Source organism: Lysobacter gummosus (genome assembly GCF_001442805.1).
Classification (GTDB): Bacteria; Pseudomonadota; Gammaproteobacteria; order Xanthomonadales; family Xanthomonadaceae; genus Lysobacter; species Lysobacter gummosus.
Genome location: NZ_CP011131.1, coordinates 2,307,040 through 2,326,885, shown reverse-complemented (window position 1 = coordinate 2,326,885; position 19,846 = coordinate 2,307,040). Strand labels below are relative to the sequence as shown.

The 19,846-nt window shown below is 67.8% G+C and carries 18 protein-coding genes; 10 read left to right on the top strand and 8 right to left on the bottom strand.

Features of this window, described 5'->3' with window-relative positions; translation table 11 throughout:
* Positions 1-18: 18 nt before the first annotated feature.
* Together LG3211_RS09705 and soxR are read right to left on the bottom strand one after the other, a co-directional pair.
* Positions 19-528: a DUF1993 domain-containing protein gene (locus LG3211_RS09705; RefSeq protein WP_057942656.1), complete on the bottom strand. Its 510-nt coding sequence runs from the start codon at positions 526-528 to the stop codon at positions 19-21.
* A 113-nt stretch (positions 529-641) separates the two neighbouring features.
* Positions 642-1,127: a redox-sensitive transcriptional activator SoxR gene (gene soxR, locus LG3211_RS09700; protein ID WP_057942655.1), complete on the bottom strand. Its 486-nt coding sequence runs from the start codon at positions 1,125-1,127 to the stop codon at positions 642-644.
* Positions 1,128-1,242: 115 nt separating this feature from the next.
* Here soxR and LG3211_RS09695 point away from each other — a divergent pair, with 115 nt between their 5' ends.
* Complete coding sequence (locus tag LG3211_RS09695) at positions 1,243-2,262, top strand: NADP-dependent oxidoreductase (protein ID WP_083512430.1); 1,020 nt, start codon at positions 1,243-1,245, stop codon at positions 2,260-2,262.
* Between the two features lie 305 nt (positions 2,263-2,567).
* The gene (locus tag LG3211_RS09690) at positions 2,568-3,971 is read left to right on the top strand and encodes an MFS transporter (protein WP_083512429.1); all 1,404 of its coding nucleotides are present in this window, start codon (positions 2,568-2,570) and stop codon (positions 3,969-3,971) included.
* Here LG3211_RS09690 and LG3211_RS09685 read toward each other — a convergent pair.
* Entirely contained in the window at positions 3,968-5,185 is a 1,218-nt protein-coding gene (locus LG3211_RS09685) for a glycosyltransferase (RefSeq protein WP_057942653.1), read from the bottom strand. The two genes, LG3211_RS09690 and LG3211_RS09685, sit on opposite strands and share 4 nt — an antisense overlap.
* 256 nt (positions 5,186-5,441) lie before the next feature.
* Between LG3211_RS09685 and LG3211_RS09680 the strand changes: the two genes are divergently transcribed.
* The gene (locus tag LG3211_RS09680) at positions 5,442-6,947 is read left to right on the top strand and encodes a phospholipase D-like domain-containing protein (protein WP_083512428.1); all 1,506 of its coding nucleotides are present in this window, start codon (positions 5,442-5,444) and stop codon (positions 6,945-6,947) included.
* A 300-nt stretch (positions 6,948-7,247) separates the two neighbouring features.
* On the opposite strand, the gene LG3211_RS09675 is transcribed toward LG3211_RS09680, so the two are convergent.
* Complete coding sequence (locus tag LG3211_RS09675; RefSeq protein ID WP_057942652.1) at positions 7,248-7,922, bottom strand: hypothetical protein; 675 nt, start codon at positions 7,920-7,922, stop codon at positions 7,248-7,250.
* A gap of 136 nt (positions 7,923-8,058) precedes the next feature.
* On the opposite strand from LG3211_RS09675, the gene LG3211_RS09670 reads away from it, so the two are divergent.
* Both LG3211_RS09670 and LG3211_RS09665 read left to right on the top strand, forming a co-directional pair.
* Positions 8,059-8,643, top strand: coding sequence for a YgjP-like metallopeptidase domain-containing protein (locus LG3211_RS09670; protein WP_425479971.1), 585 nt, complete (start codon positions 8,059-8,061; stop codon positions 8,641-8,643).
* The gene (locus LG3211_RS09665) at positions 8,640-9,257 is read left to right on the top strand and encodes a hypothetical protein (RefSeq protein ID WP_148648834.1); all 618 of its coding nucleotides are present in this window, start codon (positions 8,640-8,642) and stop codon (positions 9,255-9,257) included. Before LG3211_RS09670 ends, LG3211_RS09665 begins: the two co-directional genes overlap by 4 nt.
* 40 nt (positions 9,258-9,297) lie before the next feature.
* On the opposite strand, the gene LG3211_RS09660 is transcribed toward LG3211_RS09665, so the two are convergent.
* Positions 9,298-10,578 (bottom strand): MFS transporter, encoded by a 1,281-nt coding sequence (locus LG3211_RS09660; RefSeq protein WP_057945387.1) that lies wholly within the window; start codon positions 10,576-10,578, stop codon positions 9,298-9,300.
* 155 nt (positions 10,579-10,733) lie between these two features.
* Here LG3211_RS09660 and LG3211_RS09655 point away from each other — a divergent pair, with 155 nt between their 5' ends.
* The 5 genes from LG3211_RS09655 (at position 10,734) to LG3211_RS09640 (ending at position 15,823) form a co-directional block, all read left to right on the top strand.
* Positions 10,734-11,804 carry an oxidoreductase gene (locus LG3211_RS09655; RefSeq protein ID WP_057942649.1) on the top strand — a complete coding sequence of 357 codons (1,071 nt, stop codon included), beginning with the start codon at positions 10,734-10,736 and terminating at the stop codon, positions 11,802-11,804.
* A gap of 774 nt (positions 11,805-12,578) precedes the next feature.
* Positions 12,579-13,385: a hypothetical protein gene (locus LG3211_RS09650; protein WP_057942648.1), complete on the top strand. Its 807-nt coding sequence runs from the start codon at positions 12,579-12,581 to the stop codon at positions 13,383-13,385.
* A gap of 42 nt (positions 13,386-13,427) precedes the next feature.
* On the top strand, positions 13,428-13,694 hold the full coding sequence (locus tag LG3211_RS25585) for a type 2 periplasmic-binding domain-containing protein (protein ID WP_148648833.1): 267 nt from the start codon (positions 13,428-13,430) through the stop codon (positions 13,692-13,694).
* Positions 13,695-13,858: 164 nt separating this feature from the next.
* Positions 13,859-14,998 carry a carboxylate-amine ligase gene (locus LG3211_RS09645; RefSeq protein WP_057942647.1) on the top strand — a complete coding sequence of 380 codons (1,140 nt, stop codon included), beginning with the start codon at positions 13,859-13,861 and terminating at the stop codon, positions 14,996-14,998.
* Positions 14,999-15,022: 24 nt separating this feature from the next.
* Positions 15,023-15,823 (top strand): gamma-glutamyl-gamma-aminobutyrate hydrolase family protein, encoded by an 801-nt coding sequence (locus LG3211_RS09640; protein ID WP_057942646.1) that lies wholly within the window; start codon positions 15,023-15,025, stop codon positions 15,821-15,823.
* A gap of 211 nt (positions 15,824-16,034) precedes the next feature.
* Here the strand turns inward: LG3211_RS09640 and LG3211_RS09635 are convergent, their stop codons facing one another.
* The 3 genes from LG3211_RS09635 to LG3211_RS09625 form a co-directional block, all read right to left on the bottom strand.
* Positions 16,035-18,113 carry a S8 family serine peptidase gene (locus LG3211_RS09635; protein ID WP_057942645.1) on the bottom strand — a complete coding sequence of 693 codons (2,079 nt, stop codon included), beginning with the start codon at positions 18,111-18,113 and terminating at the stop codon, positions 16,035-16,037.
* A 449-nt stretch (positions 18,114-18,562) separates the two neighbouring features.
* Positions 18,563-18,916, bottom strand: a complete 354-nt coding sequence (locus LG3211_RS09630) for a RidA family protein (RefSeq protein ID WP_057942644.1) — start codon at positions 18,914-18,916, stop codon at positions 18,563-18,565.
* A gap of 144 nt (positions 18,917-19,060) precedes the next feature.
* The gene (locus tag LG3211_RS09625; RefSeq protein WP_187313164.1) at positions 19,061-19,747 is read right to left on the bottom strand and encodes a hypothetical protein; all 687 of its coding nucleotides are present in this window, start codon (positions 19,745-19,747) and stop codon (positions 19,061-19,063) included.
* Positions 19,748-19,846 lie beyond the last annotated feature (99 nt).

The window sequence follows — 19,846 nt, the reverse complement described above, 5'->3', positions numbered from 1 at the left end:
CGTTGCGCGTGACGATGCTCAGTACTTGCCCATGAAATCGCGCTTGCCGATCTCCACGCCATTGCTGCGCAAGATCGCGTAAGCGGTGGTGACGTGGAAGAAGAACTGCGGCAGGCCGTAATGGGTCAAATAGTCCTGACCGCCGAAGCGGCGCTCCTTCGGCGTGCCCGGGCGAAGCACGATTTCGCGATCCTGCGCGCCTTCGAACAAGGCCGGCTCCAGGCCGTCGATGAAGGTCTGGGTCTTGGCGATCAGCGCCTGCAACTCGGCGAAGCTGCGCTCCTTGTCGTCGTACACCGGCACATCGACATCGGCCAGGCGCGCGCTGACGCCCTTGGCGAAATCGCACGCGATCTGCACCTGGCGCAGCAGCGGGAACATGTCCGGGAACAGGCGCGCCTGCAGGTAGGCGTCCGGGTCGATCTTGCGCTCGCCGGCGTGGGCCTCGGTGCGGGCGAGAATCTCGCTCAGGCTGCCGAGCAGTTGCTTGAACACCGGAACGCAGGCGGAGTGAATCGAAAGGGTCATGGCGACATCGTCAGGCGGAGGGAAGCGCCCATGGTACGACGCCGCGCGCGGTCGCTGACGAAACGCCTGTCTTCGCACAACGAACGACCTCGCCGTGCGCACCGCCGCCGGGCTCACTCGGCCTTCTTCGCGCCTCGCCGCGGCTTGGCCTGCTTCAACGCCGCCGCCCAGCGCTGCGCGCCGGCGCCCTGGTCGCCCCAGGTGTCGTCGGGATTGGCCAGGCGGCAACGATCCAGCGACAGGCAGCCGCAGCCGATGCATTGGTCGAGGGTGTCGCGCATCAGGCTGAGGTTGGCGATGCGCTGTTCGAGTTCGTCTTTCCACGACGCCGACAGCCGCGCCCAGTCCGCGCGCGAAGGCACGCGCGAGTCGGGCAAGGTGTCCAGCGCTTCGCGGATCGTCGCCAGCGGCATGCCCACGCGCTGGGCGACGCGGATGATCGCGATGCGGCGCAAGGTGTCGCGGCCGTAGCGGCGCTGGTTGCCGGCCGTGCGCAGGCTGTGAATCAGGCCCTTGGCCTCGTAGAAATGCAGGGCCGACACCGCCACGCCGGAACGTTCCGCGATCTGGCCCACGCTGAGTTCGGCGGTGACGCTCATCGGCGCGCGCTCCCGGCATGGGGCGAACCCGGATTGAAGGTGCGACACATTGGCGCTTGACCTCAAGTTAAATTGAGGTTCTATCCTGGCCGCCATCCCCTCACGGCGTCAAGTCATGGCCCTCCACCACGCTGAGCCGCGCGCGCCCCACATCGCATCCGCGTCGCCACGAGTCAAGGCGGTGGTATTCGACCGCTACGGCCCGGCCGATGTGCTGCGCGCGATCGATCTGCCGATGCCGCAGGCCGGTCCCGGCGAGATCCGGGTGCGCGTGCGCGCCGCCGGCGTGCGGCCCGGCGATATCGCCCTGCGCCGCGGCCCGAGCGCGAACGACACCGCGCGGAGCGATGCGCTGACCGCGTTTCCGCGCCGCCTGGGCAACGAATTCGCCGGCATCGTCGATCAGCTCGGCGAAGGCGTGCGCGACTTCGCTCTCGGCGATGAAGTCATGGGTTGGGCCGCGGCGATGAGTTATGCCGAAGCCCTGACCGTGCCGGTCGCGCAGGTGGTGCGCAAACCGTTGACGATGTCCTGGGCCGTGGCCGGCGCCCTGCCCTCCACCGGCCAGAGCGCGCATGCGGCCTTGCGCGAGTTGCGCGTGAGCGCGGGCGAAACGGTGTTGATCCACTGCGCCGCCAGCGGCATCGGCAGCGTCGCCGTGCAACTCGCGCGGATCTGGGGCGCGCGCGTGATCGCCAGCGCCGCCGCGGCCGATCACGATTACCTGCGCTCGCTTGGCGCGCATCCAGTCGGCGACGGCGAAACCGGTATCGCCCAGGCGCGCGCACTGGCGCCGCGCGGCGCGGACGCGGTGTTCGATTCCTGCGGCGAAACAAGCTTCGCCGATTGGATCGGCCTGGGCGCGGACGCCGCGCGCATCGGCACGCTGTGCGATAGCGAACGCACGCGCCGCCTGGGCCTGCGGACCCTGCACAGCCAGCGCAGCCGCGAGCGTCTGGCCGAACTGGCGAGCCTGCACGAACGCCACGGCCTGCTGGTGCACGTGCGCGAAATGTTTCCGCTGACCCGCGCCGCCGAAGCGCATCGCGCGGTGGAACGCGGCCCGGCGCGCGGCAAGGTGGTGCTGATGGTCTACGAGGCCATGCCGCTGCCGTTGCTGAGATTGAGCGCATGAACGCCGATGCGCTCGATCGCGCGCGGCCGCTCGATGCGCTCGCCGGCGATAACGAAACATCCGCGCAGTCCGCTGCCCCAGGCGCTCCAGCCCCGACACCCGACGAAAGCACGCTGGCGCTGCGGAGCGGATCGGTCGCGGCTGGAGCGCCTGGGGCAGCGAATCGCGCGCATACAACGCCGCCACCGGCGATCGACGATGATGGCGCCCCTTCTTCGCCACGGCCGCGCGACCCGATGACCCAAGCCGACGCTCGCAGCCCGGATAACGCCAGGCGCGACGCCCCAGCCACGCAAGCCCCTGCAATGAATGCAGCCACCGACACCGCGCCGGACCGCGCGAACACAGACGAAACCGAACACAGCAGCCTGTTCGCGCCGCGCTATCGCAGCCTGACCATCGGCGCGATCGCCCTGGTGGCGCTGGTCGCGTTCGAAGCGCTGGCCATCACCACCGCCATGCCCACCGTCGCACGCGCGCTCGACGGCCTGCCGCTGTACGCGCTGGCCTTCGGCGGCACCCTGGCCGCGAGCGTGATCGGCATGGTCGCCGCCGGCCGCTGGGCCGACGCGCGCGGGCCGACCGCGCCGCTGGGCCACGGCATCGCCTGGTTCGCCGTGGGTTTGATCGCCGCCGGGCTGGCGCCGTCGATGGGCTGGTTGATCGCCGGCCGCGTGGTTCAAGGTTTCGGCGGCGGATTGATTTCGGTCGCGCTGTACGTCGTGGTCGGACGGGTCTATCCGGCGCAGTTGCGCACGAAGATTTTCGCCGCCTTCGCCGCGGCCTGGGTGGTCCCGGCGGTGGTCGGCCCGGCGATCAGCGGCGCCATCGTCGAACACGCCGGCTGGCGCTGGGTGTTCCTGTCGGTGCCGATCGCCGCCGCGCTCGCCGCGGCGCTGGTGTTGCCGGCGCTGCGCGGACTGGGCCCTTCGTCCACAGCCGGCAGCGGGCTGTCGAACGGCGAACAATCCACGCGTCTGCTGTGGGCGCTGCTGACCACCGCCAGCCTGCTGGCCCTGCACTACGGCGGCCAACAGCGCGGCTGGACGGCGCCGCTGTGGCTGTTGCCGGCGACCGCCGCGCTAGCCCTGGCCGCGTCGCGGCTGTTGCCCAGCGGCACCCTGCGCGCCGCGCGCGGGCTGCCGACCGTGGTCACGCTGCGCGGCATCGGTTCGGGCGCGTTCTTCCTGACCGAGGCCTACATTCCCTTGCTGTTGTCGCAGGAACGCGCGCTGTCGCCGACCTGGAGCGGGCTGGTGCTGACCTTGGGCGCGGTGGGCTGGTCGTACGGCGCGTGGTTCCGCGGCCGCACCACCGATGCGCGCAAGCCGCAGCGGTTCCTGCAGGCCGGCATGGCGATGGTGGCGCTCGGCATCGGCGCGGTCGCCACGCTGATCGCGCCGCATACGCCGCTGGCGCTCGGCATCGCCGGCTGGATTCTCGCCGGCCTGGGCATGGGCCTGTTCTATCCGACCTTGTCCGTGCTGATGCTGGAGCTGTCGCCGCCGGAGCGGCAGGGCGTCAACTCCTCCGCGCTGCATCTGGGCGACGCCATCTACACCGCCACCGCGCTGGCGATCGGCGGCTCGCTGTTCGCCGCCTTGCTGAGCCGTTCGCACACGATGGCCTACGTGTGCGGATTCGCCATCGCCATGAGCTTGGCGCTGTTGGGATTGCTGCTGGCGGCGCGAGTCAGGCCGCGCGTCTAGCGCGCGGTCTGCGTCGCCTGCTCCGAGGCCAGCGCGCGTTGCGGCGCGGCCTGCGCCAGACGCTGATACAGGGCCACCACCTGCTCCATCAGCCCCTGCGTGCTCCAGCCGCCGGCATCGACCGGCCCGGCCGCGGACAGCTGCGCGCGCAGCTGCGGCGAACGCAGCACCCGGGTCACGTGGCCGGCGAAGGCTTCGATGTCCTCTTCGCTGATCACCGCGCTGTGCGCGTCGCGCAGCACTGTCGCGGTGCCCATGACCGCGGTCGATACGATCGGCACGCCCAGCGCCATCGCTTCGATCAGCACCAGCCCCTGGGTTTCGGTCGGGGAAGCGAACACGAACGCATCGCCGGCGCGATAGGCGTCGAGCAAGGTCGTGCGGCGGTCGAGATTGCCGAAGAAGCGCACGTTGCGCTCCAGGCCGTAGTCCTTCGACAGGCGCTTGAGGCGCTCGGCATCAGGGCCTTCGCCGGCGATGATGAACATCAGCTCGGGGAAATCCGCGACCAACCGTTTGGCGACCTGCAACAAGAAAGCGATGTTCTTTTCGACCGCCAGGCGGCTGACCGTGACCAAAGTCGGTCTCGATGCTTCGATCCCGTGCTCGGCGCGAAACTTGCCGCCGTCGCCCTGCGCGAACTCGCTCAGGTCGATGCCGGTCGGCAGCACCGTCGAAGGCGTGGTGATGCCGTAGCGGTTCAACACCTCGACCATCTGCGCGGTCGGCACGATCAGATGATCCACGCCATGACACAGGAACCGCGACAACCGCCGCGCCACCAGCCGCAGCAGCGAAACCGGCGCCCACGGCAGGTAATGGCCGATGTATTCCTCGAAATAGGTGTGATACGTCTCCACCGTCGGCCGTCCGGTCAGCTCGGCCAGCTGCACGCCCAGGCGATGGGCGCGGAACGGCGTGTGGATGTGGATCACGTCCCAATGCCGCGAGGTCAGCTGCGGCAGCACCCGGCGCAGCTCCGGCGCGCGGATCAGGCGGTCTTCCGGATCGAAGAAGATCACCCGCGAATCGAGGCGGATGATCTCGAACTCGCCGCTCTCGTGCAGCTCCTGTCCGCTGCCGGGCCCGTAGTCCGGCGCCACCAGGGTCACCGAATGCCCCATGCGCGCCAGCGACTGGGCGAAAGTGCGGATCGAGGTCGAAACGCCGTTGACCCGCGGGAAGTACACGTCCGACAGCATCAGGATGTTCATCCGGCCAGCCTAGGCCTGGGGCGTGACCGATTTGTGTCTGGGCCTGCGCGCCCTCACCCCAACCCCTCTCCCGCGCCCCGAAGGAAGTCACCTTGGGTGGCAAGCGGGAGAGGGGCGTGCAGATGCCGAATAATGTATTTCTAGCCCCTCTCCCGCTTGCGGGAGAGGGGTTGGGGTGAGGGCCGCAGGCAAACCGGCGTAGTTGCATAAGTCATCACGCATTTACACCATGGGCCACCCCGCATCCCGAACAACAATGCCCTCCTCCACCGATTCGACGCCCAATACCCCCTACGACGCCCCACCGCCACGCCGCTTCCGCCGCGGGCTCAAGCGCGCGCTCGCCACGCTGCTGCTGGCCTGGATCGCGATGGGCATCTACCAGGTCTACAAACCGTTGCCGGCCGGGGTCAGCCAGTCCGGCCCGCTGCGCACCGCCGGCAATGTCGAACTGTTGACCGACATCACCTGGACCGATGCCGGACAGGTCCGCCACAGCGATCAGCACGTGTTCGACGAAACCCTGCGCCTGATCGGCCAGGCCCGGCGCGTCATCGTCGCGGACCAATTCCTGTTCAACGACTTCGGCAGCGGAACCGACGGCGCGCAGTACCGCAAGCTCAGCCAGGAACTGGCCGATGCCTTGATCGCGCGCAAACGCGCGCAGCCCGGCCTGCACGTGGTGCTGATCACCGACCCGATCAACACCGTCTACGGCGGCCTGCCCTCACCGCGCCTGGACGCGCTGCGCGCGGCCGGGGTCGAAGTGGTGATCACCGATCTGCGCAGCCTGCGCACACCCAACCCGGCCTGGTCGGGCCTGTGGCATCTGTGCTGCAGTTGGGCCGGCAACAGCGACGCCGGCGGCTGGCTGCCCAATCCGCTCGGCCCGGGTAAAGTCGGTCTGCGCAGCTGGCTGGCGCTGCTGAACCTCAACGCCAACCATCGCAAGACCCTGATCGTCGATCAGGGCGAAGACTGGACCGCGCTGGTCGCCTCGGCCAATCCGCACGACGCCAGCAGCCTGCACGGCAACCTCGCGCTGCGTTTCAGCGGCGCCGCCGCGCTGGACCTGCTGGCCAGCGAGCGCGCCGTCGTCGCGCTGTCGGGCGGCGCCTGGCCGCGAGGCCTGCCGACCGCGGTGCCGCGCGAAAGCATCGTCGATACCACCTCGGCGCCGCGCGTGCAGATCCTCACCGAAGGCAAGATCCGCGACGGCCTGCTCGCCGCGATCGACGGCGCCCACGGCGGCGACCGGCTGGACATCGCGGTGTTCTACTTCTCCCATCGCCGCCTCGTCGATGCAGTGGTCGCCGCGCACAAACGCGGCGTCGGCGTGCGCGTGCTGCTCGACCCGAACGAAGACGCCTTCGGCCGCAAGAAGAACGGCGTGCCCAACCGCCAGGTCGCCTCCGAACTGCACGAAGCCGGCGTGCCGCTGCGCTGGTGCGACACCCACGGCGAGCAATGCCACGCCAAACTGCTGCTGCGCAGCGACCGCGACGGCAAGATAGAACTGATCGCCGGCTCGGCCAACTACACCCGCCGCAACCTCGACGACTACAACCTGGAAAGCAGCGCGCGCGTGGTCGCCGAAGCCGACGCCCCGGTCGCGCGCGAGGCCGCGGCGTATTTCGAACAAAGCTGGAGCAACGGCGGCGGCCGCAACATCAGCACCGACTACCCCGCCTACGCCGACGAATCGGCGTGGCGCAAGGTCTGGTATCGCTTCAGCGAGGCGAGCGGGTTGTCGAGTTTCTAGTCGGCGCTGTCCGTTTTCGCGATTCGACCCGGCTGCTCGGCGGCAGTCCGATCCAGCCAGACCAGGAACCGCTGAAAATGCCCGGCCATTTCTTCATCGGAATGCAGATAGGCCCTGCGCCGGGTGCGTACAGCGTCATGCGGTGAAGCATGCGCTCGCCCGGAGTGTCGTCGTCTTCGCCGAATCAGTCCACGAGTTCGCTTTCGAGACGGTGAAGCAGCGCGCGGCTGTGGTCGGCGGCGAGGAACTGCAGGACCAAAGAGCGCAGCGCCGAATAATCGTGCGAGGCCGGATCGGCCGTCATGCCGGAGACTTCGCGAGGTCGGCCAAATAATCTTCGGCGCTGGGACTGCCCGCGCGCAGCCATTGCTCATGATCCATTCGGTAATACGCCAACAGCGTTCCCTTCAAGCCGGCACGCGCCGCGTCGGCACCCTCGCGGCGATAAATAGCGGCGATGCGCTGACGCTCCTCTTCCAAGCGCGACGTCTGTTCCTCCGTAGGCACCAGCCTGAGCCGGACGTCGGGCTGCGGCATCGTCAACAAGGAAGAACGAATCTCGGCCAGTGCGATGGACGACTCGGTCGGAGCCGCGCCCTCCAACTCATTGATGGCCTGCAACGCCAGGTACAGCGCGTACTGGTGATGCGGCGGTTTGACCTTGTCCAGCAAGAGCGGGCGGTACAAAGGGTGCGGCGACAAGGCTGCGAACCAGGCGGCGAATATCTGTCCTCCTACGCCATGTCCTGACAACAGGTCGTGCAGCAGCCAAATATCGAGCCGCGCCATGCCGCGCAGGCTCATATAGTGGCGCGCCAATGCGTCGTGGAACACGCGCGGGTATTGGGCCAGGTCGCTGGCGTACTCTCTTCCAGCCAGCACCATATCCGCGAGAAAACCCGGACTGCCTATGCCGACGCTGAATCCGCTACGGGTGAGTTCCGCCGCATCTTCCGGTACGTAGTGATAGTGCATGTTCGAGAACCTGCCGCATGAGGTTGTTCGGTAAGAGTATGGCGGTGGATGAACATGCTCAAGTCAGGAGCGGCGTTGGCACTGCAAGTTCTGCGTGCTCGGCTTGATGTTTCGCCCAGCCAGACCGCCCGGCCGCATGCTCAGTCCGAGACCGCTATCACCCCAGGTCTCGCGTCCCCGGACGCCTTTGCCGTATCGTGCGCGCATGGACGAACTCCGCTATCTGCGCGGTTATGGCGAACGCGTGATGGACCAGGTCCGCTCGCTGATCGACAGCGGGCGGCTGGCCGAGATGCTGCGCGATCGCTACAGCGCCGGCCACGAGGTGCGCGACGACAAGGCCTTGTTCGAGTACGTGGTCGATATCAAAGAGCGCTACATGCGCAAGGCCGAGCCGCTCAACAAGGTGATCTACGACAACAAGCTGCACGTGGTGAAACACGCGCTGGGTACCCACACCGCGATTTCGCGCGTGCACGGCGGCCGGCTCAAGGCCGCGCGCGAAATCCGCATCGCGACCTTGTTCCGCGACGCGCCGGCCGAGTTCCTGGAAATGATCGCGGTGCACGAACTCGCGCACATCAAGCATCGCGAACACGACAAGAGCTTCTACCAGCTGTGCACTCACATGAGCGCCGACTACCACCAGCTCGAATTCGATCTGCGCCTGTACCTGACCCAGTTGGAAATCCAGGCCAAATCCAGCAAGGACGCAACGTGACCGAACCCATGCGCATCGCCGCTCCCGTGGCTGTTCCGGCGCGTATCTGCGCGCTGCTGACGGTACTGATCGCCGCCGGCTGCGCCCACGCGCCGCAAGCCTCGCGGCCGCCCTACGCCTGCCCCGACACGATCGCCTATCGCCTCGCCGACACGCCCGGGCCCGGCGGCCATGCGCTGGCGTTCACGCCGTGGGCGTTCGCGTTGAGTGCGCAAACGCCCGAAGGCCTGTACGGATTCGAGAACGACGGCGGCATCGCCCTGGCGCGCGGCGAGACCGACCAGGACGGCGCGGTCGCGATGACCGACGCGCAGCAACAGGCGGTGACCCGGGCTTATTGCGCAACGCCGGAAAAGATCTGGCTGATCTACCCCGGCCAGAGCCAGCGGGTGCGTCTTTACGATCTGAGCCTGGCCCGCGATCCGGACGAGCGCCTGTTCTACGCTCTGGTGCAGACCGGCTATGTCGGCGGCGACGATCTGCCGCGCTACCGCCGCGGTTATTTCGAAGCCGAGGGCAAACAAGCGCTCAATTACGCGCTCAGCGCGGAAGGGGTCGCCGACAAGGCCGCCTTGCTGACCAAGCTTCAGGGCGCCAGAGACGCGCGCCCATAGCGGCGGCGCAGGCGTTCTCCACGCCTGCGCGCCCTCGCCGTCAAACCGCCGGCTCGCCCTCGCGCACCATCAGCAAGGCGATCAAGGTCAGCGCGCCGGCCGCGCTGAGGTAATAACCGACATAGGCCAGGCCGTAGGTGCTGGCGAGCCAGGTCGCGATCGACGGCGCCAGCGAAGCGCCCAGGATGCCGGCCAGATTGAACGCCAGCGAGGCGCCGGTGTAGCGCACCGAGGTGGGAAACATCTCCGACAGGATCGTGCCCAGCGGGCCGTAGGTCAGGCCCATGATCGCCAGCCCCAGGCCCAGGAACAGCAAGGTGCCCCAGGCGTTTCCGCTCGAGAACAGCGCCTCGAACAAGACCCCGAACACCATCACCGCCAGCGTCGAAAGAATCATCGCCAGACGCCGGCCACGGCGATCGGCGAACAAGGCCGCCAGCGGAATGGTCACGGCGAAAAACACCACGCTGCCCAGCTGCAACAGCAGGAACTGCTCGCGCGAATAGCCCAGCTTGGACGTGCCCCAGCTCAGCGCGAACACCGTCATCAGATAAAACAGCACGAAGGTCGCCAAGGCGGCGAAGGTGCCCGCGATCAGCGCGCCCGGATGCTGCATCAACACCTTGACCATCGGCAGCCTGACCCGCTCGTGCCGGTCGATGGCCTTCTGGAACGCCGGTGTTTCGGCGATGCGCAAGCGCACCCACAAGCCCACGAACACCAGCACCGCGCTGGCCAGGAACGGAATGCGCCAGCCCCAGGCGAAGAAGGCCTTATCGCCCATGGTGTCGGTCAGCAACAGGAAGATGCCGGTCGACAGAAAGAACCCGATCGGCGCGCCCAACTGCGGAAACATGCCGTACCACGCGCGCTTGCCCGGCGGTGCGTTCTCCGTCGCCAGCAGCACCGCGCCGCCCCACTCGCCGCCCAGGCCCAGGCCCTGGCCGAAACGGCACAGCGCCAGCAAGGCCGGTGCGAGGATGCCGATGCTGTCGTAGATGGGCAGCAGGCCGATCGCGACCGTGGACAGGCCCATCGTCAACAACGCCGCGACCAAGGTCGCCTTGCGTCCGATGCGGTCGCCGAAGTGACCGAACACCGCCGCGCCCACCGGCCGGGCGAAGAACGCCAGGGCGAAGGTCGCCAGCGATTGCAAGGTCGCGGTGGTGGGATCGGCCGCGGGGAAAAACAGTTTCGGAAACACCAGCACCGCGGCGGTGGCGTAGATGTAGAAATCGAAGAACTCGATGGTGGTGCCGATCAAACTGGCGAACAACACGCGGGCGGGAGAGTTGGCGGGTGCCGCGGCGGCAGGTGTCATCGAGGTTTCCGGACAGGGGACGGTGAATTGATACTCCATCCGGGCCCGGCCGCGCAAAGCTTTTGCGCACATTGCGCATACAGGCCGTGCCGCGCCCTCTGGCCGCGGCCGGCGCGATCCGGCAAGGTGCCGTTTCCCTCCAACGAGTCCGCACGATGAACGATGCCTCCATCCGCGTCGCACTGGTCGGCTACGGCTTCGCCGGCAAGACTTTCCACGCGCCGCTGATCGCGGCCACGCCCGGACTCACGCTGAGCCTGGTCGGCTCGCGCGACGCCGCCAAGGTACAGGCCGATCACCCGCAGGCGATCGTGATCGACGATCCGATCGCCGCGGTTACCGACGCGCGCGCGGATCTGGTGGTGATCGCCACGCCCAACCACAGCCATGCTCCGCTCGCCCGCGCCGCACTCGCCGCCGGCAAGCATGTGGTGGTCGATAAGCCTTTCACTCTGGATCTGGCCGAAGCGCGCGAACTGGCGGCATTGGCCTCGCAGCACGGCCGATTGCTGTCGGTGTTCCAGAACCGGCGCTGGGACAGCGACTACCTCGCGGTGAAGCAGGCCATCGACGACGGCCGGCTCGGCGAAGTCGTGCATCTGGAATCGCATATCGACCGCTTCCGCCCGCAAGTGCGCGAGCGCTGGCGCGAACAGGCCGGCCCCGGCACCGGCGTGTGGTGGGACCTGGGCCCGCATCTGGCCGATCAGGCCTTGCAGTTGTTCGGCCTGCCCGAGCGCGTGATCGCCAGCCTGGCGGTGCAGCGCGACGGCGCCGCCGTCGCCGACTGGGCGCACGTGGTGTTCGAATACGGCCAGCGCCGGGTCGTGCTTCAGGCCAGCATGCTGGTCGCCGGCGGCAGCCCGCGCTTCATCGTGCACGGCAGCCGCGGCAGTCTGGTCAAGCCGCGCGCCGATCAACAAGAAGCGCAGTTGCTGGCCGGAATCGTGCCCGGCGCGGCCGGCTGGGGCGAGGACGACGACGCGCAACTGTGGCACGACGAACATGGCGCGGTCAGCCGCGTGCCGACGCCGCCGGGCGATCAGCGCCGTTACTACATGGCCGTGCGCGATGCCTTGCGCGGCCAGGGCCCGAATCCGGTCACGCCCGCGCAGGCGGTGGCGTTGATGGCGGTGCTGGAAGCGGCGGTCGAATCGGCGGCGCAAGGGCGCGCGGTGACGCCTGCGTTGAGCGGGCAGGAACGCGCGGCGTTCTTGCAACGCTGATCTACTGCGAAGTCTTTTGTGGGAGGGCTTCAGCCCCGATGCTTTTCGATCCGATGCTGAGAGTCTTCCCACTGCGGATCGAAACGCATCGGGGCTGAAGCTCCCTCCCACAATAAGCAAATGCGTATCGCCACCATGCGCCCCGGTATTTTTGCATCAGCGCGAAATTAAACTTCCGCTGCGGAAACAGCGAAAACAAAACACACCCGGATGCGCGGCGATGCGATCGCCAAACCTCACCGCGCATCACGCCCGCGAATCGATCCCGCGCACACACGCATGCGCTTCGCCAATCGAATTGCAAGCGCGTATGGAGTTGCAACCGATCCGCGCGCACAAGCGCAGCGACGAATCCATCGCAGATCGGCAAAACGGACTTAAGCCCGGCGACTAATGCGCGAAGCATCAAGGTTTCGCGGACCGGCGGTTTTCTACTCTTTGCCCGCACCAACCACGAGGCATCGGCTCCCCTGAACACCGACGCCCCGGCGCAACGGATGCGGCTCACAATCCGAACGAATCACGTGTCACCACACTTTGCGTCCAAGCCCGCCATCGCGAGGCTTGCGTCCTGACTGCAGTTGGCGGAACGGCCACGGCCGCTTCGCGTACCAGGGGTTTATCCGCGGCATTCAAGCAATCGGCCCGATCACGGCTCCCTCGCCGTGGACGGCGGCTGCGCGATGCCGGCATCGAGCGACAACAACTTGAGCAAGCCACCACCTCGACGGATTTCATCCGCGACTTCATTACTCAACTGAGCAGGTAAACACCATGAATCAACGCACCCTCCGCTCCGCCCGCCTGAGCGCCATCGTTTGCGCCCTGGGCCTGGCCTTCGCCGCCAACAACGCCGCCGCGCAAAGCTCGGAAGTGGCCTCGGCCGCGGTCAAGGCCTGCGCCGTCAGCGGCAGCGTGACCGTCACCGTGCTCGGCATCAACACCACCCTGCCGCTGCCCTGCGCCGGTCAGGCGCAAGTCACCGCCGCCGGCAGCGACGACAACAGCGCCCTCGGCATCGATCTGAGCCTGCTCGGCCTGGTCAACGTGGTGAAGCTCGACGCCGTGCACCAGCGCGCCGACTACACCAACCTGACCGACGCGACCGCGCTCGACGGTTTCTCGGAAGCCGCCGGAGTAAGCCTGGTGCAGAACCTGGTCACCGCGCAGGGCCTGCGCGGCAGCCTGTCGTGCGATTCGCTGTCGGGCGACACCCGCCTGCAGTGCCAGGCCACCTCGACCGTCGCCGACGTGCGCATCGCCGGCGGCAACGTCATCACCCTGCCCTCGCCGATTCCGCGCAACTTCACCGTGCCGGTCGGCGGCCGCCTGCGCCTGGTCGTGCTCGGTCTGCCGGTGGAAGTGCCGGTCGGCGGCGCGCTGGTGCTCAACCAGGCCGCGGCGACCGGCGCCGGCACCAACAACGTGAGGGTGACGCATCAGGCCGCGCAGTTGGGCCTGGGCGGCAGCGTTTCGGTCGGCGGCCTGGGCTTGATCGCGGTGCGCGTGGAAGCCAGCGCCAGCCCCTCCACCATCACCGTCAACTCGACCCGTCCGATCTCCGCGGTCACCATCGATTGATTCGCGCGATACCGGCGACGCGCGGATCGTGAGGATCCGCGCATGCCCTGGCGCACCGCATCGTCGCGACGATGCGGTGCGCTTTATCCTTGGCGCCGCCTGTGCGGCACCGGCATCGCCCGGTCAAGGCGACCGGCGTGCGGCTTCATCGACAGCGGCCAACTGGCGCAAGTGATGACGGACTGGCAAGACAAGACGTTTCCGCTGTACGCGCTGTATACCACGCGACATCTGCCGGCGGCCAAACTGCGCGCCTTCGTCGATTCCGTCGCCGCGCTCGCGCAAGGCCACCGCGCCACGACGGATTGATCGCGCCAACTGGAGCAAAGCCCGCCCGTATCCGCCCGCCGTGGCGGCAAGATTCATCGCCGCGCACGCCCGGCCCGCGTTCTCTTCAACTTGCGCTTACATCCGGAACGCTACCTTGGGCGCATGACGAACCCACACCGTTCGCAGTCCCGGGGCCGGCGGCCATGAGCGCGCTGTGCGATTACAGCTTCGGCATCGAGGAGGAATTCTTCCTCGTCCGCCCGCACAGCCGTCTGCTCGCCGCGCACGTCCCGGCCCGCCTGCTCAAGCGCGCCCGCGCGCAACTGGGCGATGCGATCGAAAGCGAGCTGCAGCAAGCGCAGATCGAAATCGCTTCGCCGGTGCAATGCGACATGGCGCAGGCGCGGCGCCAGCTCGGCGATTTGCGCCGCGGCCTGTCGGAACTGGCGCACGAGCACGGTCTGGCCTTGCTCGCCGCCGGTACGCATCCGCTCGGGCAATGGCGCGAACAAAGCCAGACCGACAAGCCGCGTTACCGGCGCCTGGTCGAGGATTTCCAGATCGTCGCCCGCCGCAGCCAGGTCTGCGGCCTGCACGTGCACGTGCAGTTGCCCGACGGCGTCGATCGGGTGCAGGTGATGAACCGGGCGATGCCGTGGCTGCCGCTGCTGCTGGCGCTGTCCACCTCCTCGCCGTTCTGGGACCGCGGCAACACCGGCCTGATGAGCTACCGCCAGGCCATGTACGACGAATGGCCGCGCACCGGCATTCCGGACTTCTTCGAGGACGAAGCCGATTACGACGCCTTCGCCGCGGTGCTGCAGCGCGCCGGCGCGATCGCCGACGCCGGCTCGCTGTGGTGGGCGATCCGCCCCTCGCCGAATTTTCCCACCGTCGAGCTGCGCATCGCCGACGCCTGCACGCGCCTGAACGACAGCCTGGCGATCGCAGCCCTGTACCGCTGCCTGATGCGGCATCTGTCGCAGCGCCCGGCGCAGGCCCCGCCGTGCAACGCCGCCATCCGTCGCATCATCGACGAGAACCGCTGGCGCGCGAAACGCTTCGGCCTGCAGGCGGATTTCATCGACGAACACGGCAACACCGAGCCGGCGCTGGCGCAGTTGCAGCGCCTGCGCGAACTGTGCGCGGAAGATGCGCGGCAACTGGATTGCACGCAGGCGCTGGCGGGCCTGGACGACATCGTCGCGCGCGGCACCAGCGCGCACACTCAGCTGGCGCTGTATCGCCAGCATCGCGAAAGCGGCGCCAGCCGCGCCAACGCGCTCAAGGCCGTGGTGGACTGGTTGCTGGAAACCACCGTCGCCATCGACTCCACCGTCTGACACCCGCCCTTTCGGATATCCGTCATGCCCTCGCCCGCCCGCAAACTGCTGATCGGCCTGTCGCCGCGCCTGATGCGCAACCTGCCGCCCGAATACGGTTTCCGCAACAAGACTTTGCAATACCTCGAGCAATCGATGGCGCACTGGGTGATGGCCAGCGGCGCGATCGTGGTGATGATCCCCACCGTCGATGCCCAGGGCGCGGTCCAGGCCACCGATCTGTCCGTGCGCGATTACGCGCGTTCGCTGGACGGGTTGATCCTGCAAGGCGGCGCCGACATCGATCCGGTGGCCTATGGCGAGCGCCCCAGCGAACTGCTGATGACCACCGATCCGGAGCGCGACCGGTTCGAACTCAATCTGCTGCGCGCCTTCGTCGATGCGGGCAAGCCCGTGCTGGGCATCTGCCGCGGCATGCAGCTGATCAATGTCGCCCATGGCGGCAGCCTGTACCAGGACCTGGTCGGCGGCGGCGCGACGCGCTCGCAGCACTATATTCCGGCGCAATACGACGAACACGCGCATTCGCTGCGCATGCGCGAAAACGGCTGGCTATCGTCGCTGTATCCGCAGGTGGCCGATCCGCGGGTCAACTCGATCCATCACCAGGGCGTGAAAGATCTTGGCGTGGGGCTGGAAGTCGAGGCCTGGTCGGAGGACGGCATTCCCGAATGCATCCGCGGCAACGGCGACGGCTTCGTGGTCGGCGTGCAGTGGCATCCGGAATTTCACGATCATCGCTTTCCGGAATTGCTGGCGGGGCGGCCGGTGCTGATGGCGTTCATGGAGGCGGCACGGCGGCGGGAGCAGGCGTTGGCGGCGTGAGGGGTGGTTACGCAACGAAACGGTGGGCTCCCTCTCCCGCTTGCGGGAGAGGGCTGGGGTGAGGGCTGAGCGCCGAAGGCGCGAATGCTCTTGCATTGAGCCTCACTGCTCCCGTGCCCTCACCCCAACCCCTCTCCCGCGCCCCGTAGGAAGTCACCTTGGGTGGCAAGCGGGAGAGGGGCTCAAAGCATTTTTCTGTCATCAACGCTGCTTACAAACTCGCCGCGCAGTTGTAGCAAACCAACGCAAAATCCTGATCGGTATCGTCCCCGGAGTTCGGCAGACCATTCGAGTTGATATCGGTCGCGCGCACCACGATGCTCACGCTGCCGCCATGCTGCGCCGACTGCAGGAACACGCCCTCGTTGTTGTTGCGCGCATCGGCCGCGCCGCCGGTCGCCGACCAGCCGCTGGCGGCGAACACGTTGCCGAGATAAGTGTTGCCGCCCGCGGTCACGCGCAAATCCAGATTGTTGTTCCAGGCCGGCGTGGTGCCGCCCAGGCCATGGCCCGGGGCGTCGGTCCACACCAGCATGATCCGCACCGGCTTGCTCGGATCGGCGGCGGTGAACGTGCGCGTCCAGCTTTCGCCGGAATTGTTGAACACGTGGCTCTGGTCGATGTATTGCACCGTCTGCGCCGGACGCAGCACCGGCTCGATCAGCATTCGTCCCCAGCCCTGCTTGGCGTCGGGCGCGGTGGCCAAGGTGACGCCGTCGGCGTCGAGCTTGCCGACCAGATTCTGCGCCACCGCGGTGAACGCCGCGCGGGTCAACGCCGGGCTCGGATCGACGCCGGCGCGGCCGCGGTAGTACTGCGTGAACAAGGCGCTGGCGCCGGCCACTTGCGGCGAAGCCATGCTGGTGCCGCACATCAGGCCGTGGCCGCTCGCGCTGTTGGCCGAATCGATCGAACAACCCGGCGCGACCATGCCCGGAATGCGGCGGCCGTCGCGCGCCGGGCCGTGCGCGGTGTTGCTGGACAGATCGTTGATCGCGGCGATCTGCACCGTCGCCGAAGACTGGCCCTTGGTCGAGCCGATGGTGAAGGTGTTCTTGGCTTCGTCCGGCGAGCCCTGGCTCTGCGTGCCGCCGTTGCCGTTCATGAACGACAGCACGTAGTTCAGCGGCTGATCGCCGGGCGCATTCGGATCCGCGTCGCGCACGCCGACATCGACCTGACGCGTGTCGCCGTCGTAACCGCGCGGCGTTCCCGACGGGCCCCAGCTGTTGCCGGAGATGGTCGCGCGATTGCGCACCGACTGCGTCATCAACGTCAACATGCCGCCGGCCTGGGTGTAGGTCGGCGAATACACTTGCTCGACCAGCTTGGCGCCCGGCGCGACGCCCAGGCCGCGCAGGAAGCTGCCGGTGGACGCGGTGGCGCGCGCGTTGGAAGCGCCGTCGCCGGCCATGATCGCCGCGGTGTGGGTGCCGTGCGCGCTGCTGGCCGAACCGCCGCAAGTGGTGCCGGTGCAGGTGGTCATGCGCGCGGCCAGATCGGGATGGGTGTGATAGATGCCGCCATCGACGTTGGCGATGATCGTACCGGTGCCGTTCACGCCCAAGCCGCTGAGATAGCTCAGATAACCGGGCACGGCGAGATTGCTCGCGTTGAGGTTGCCGGCGTTGATCTGGCTGCTCATCTCGCCGCGCAGGCCGCCGTCGGTGGGCACGGTCTGCACGCTGTACACGCCCGGCGTCTGCGCCAGCGCGGCGATCTGGTCGGCGGGAATCCGCACGGTCTGCGTCTGCAGGCTGCGATCGAGCATCTTGTTGCCGGCGCCGATGTCGGCCACGCCGATCTTGCTCAGGCTCGCGCCGACTTCGGCGCTGCCGCGATGGCTGATCACGCTGACCTGTACCGGCCCGGTCGCGGCCTTGCGCAGTTCCGGCTGCACGCGATACGCCGGCAGGAAGTCGCCGCTCCAACGCACCTCGGACTGCCCGGCCAGACGGTTGAGCGCATCGCGCTTGCCCCAGGCGATGTAGGTGTACGGATGCAGGTATTGCACCGGTTCCAGGCCGGCGCGGCGCAATTCGTCCAGCCACGCCTGTTGCACCGGGCCCTTGAATTGCACCAGGCGCCAGTCTTCGCCGTCGGCGCGGGTGCGGCCCCAGGCGCTGGCGGCCTGTACGGGTTTGCTTTTGAGCGGATCGAAACGCAATCCGCCCAGATCGAGTTCGAAACCGCTCGCGGGAGCGGCGGGCGCGGCCTGCGCCAGCGACAGCAACGGCGTAACGGCGAGCGCCACGGCCAGGGCCGTGAGCGGGATGCGGCGACGGTTCATGCGGTTCTCTCCAGAAAGGTTCGACAAACGCCGCCCGTACGGGCGACGGCTCGGTGGGTGCGATCTTGGAAAACACCGGACGGCAACGTCCGTGCTGCTCGCGTCGCGAAGACGCCCGCCGACACTGCGCCCGCGCGGGCGACCGCGTCCATGCGAATACGAACGGCGCTTCTAAATGATCGTTGAGGGCGATCACAGAACTTCGAAGAGGTACGCGAATCGGTGCGGGCGAAAGATCGGACGATTCGATCGATGCCGGCTCGATGCGTGCGCGCGGATCGGCGCGAATGCAGTTCCGCGGCGGATGCCGATGGTGAATATCGCCGCGCGTGTCAGCCGGATTGGCGACGGTGCGATCCCAACGTGGATCGGATGACGCGGTCGAAGATGCGCAAAACAGGCATAAAAATGCGGCGCGAAACTTTCGCGCCGCATCGCTTGCGCGTCGTTTACTCGCTCGCGACCGCCGCCGTCACCACGATTTCCACCTTGAACTTCGGATTCGCCAACGGCGCCTGCACGGTCGCGCGCGGCGGCGTGTGCCCGGCCACGACCCAGCTGTCCCACACCGCGTTCATGCCGGCGAAATCGGCCATGTCGGTGAGGAAGATCTGCGCCATCAGAATGCGGCTCTTGTCGGTCCCGGCGCGCGCGAGCAGCGCGTCGATCGAGGCCAGGGTTTCGCGGGTCTGGCCGGCGATGTCGAGGTCCTCGCTGTCGGGCACTTGCCCGGCCAGATAAGCCACGCCGTTATAGATCGCCATTTCCGACAGGCGCGCGCCGACGTCGAATCGCTGGATCATGGGTTCACCTCAGGGATGTGGGACGGGCATTGTCGGTCATCGCGCGCCCGCGCACACCTGTCGGCGCGCGATGGTCGCGCGTGCGCCCGGATTCGAAGCCATACGAGCGCGGATGCGGACCACGCCGCGATCCGCCTCCGCCGCCTACATCTCCGGCGTGCCGGCCTGGATGATGCGATCGCTTTCCTGCCGGTCTTCCGCGCGTTCGGCGCGCAAGGCCGCGTCGGCGTTGGCGCGATGCTGGGCTCGCACCTGCGGCGGCAAGGCATCGACCTGGCGATTGGCCTGCATCATCGCGCGCTCGCCGGGCTTGAGCTGGCAATTGCGGCTGAGGATTTCGAGTTCGTCGCCGTTGCGCGCCGCGCCGCTTTGCACGTTGACCACCACGCCGAGCGTATCGCCCAGCGGTTCGAGCTCGCCGCAGATCGAATCGATGGTGCCGTAGCTGCGCTCGGCATTGCGATTGACGATCACGAACAGATTTTCGCTGTCGAGCCACACCACCGAACGCACGCCCTTGACGCCCTTGGCGGCGATGCGCGCGTTCTCGCGATCGATGCGGCGCGCCGGATCGGCCAGGCGGATCGAGCGATTGACGTCGTCGTTGAGCGCCTTCAGGTTCTGCTGCAGGCCTTGTTGATCGCCGCCGAGCGCCTGACTGCGCATCTTGACCAGACGTTCGGCGGTCTTGGCCGGATCCAGCGGCTCGCCGGCCGGCTGCGCCGGCTTGGCCGCGGTCTGGCGTTCGCCCTGGCCGCCACAGGCGCCCAGGACCAGGCTCAGCGCCAGTCCCGTGGCCATCGCGATTGCCGTGTTCGCATTGCGCTTCATCGCTGCACCTCGCTGCTGCGCGGCCTCGGGCGCGGCGCCCTGGGCCGGTTGACGGCGGCCGCGTGGCCGCGTCCGCCGTGTTGCGTCCTGCGGTTTATA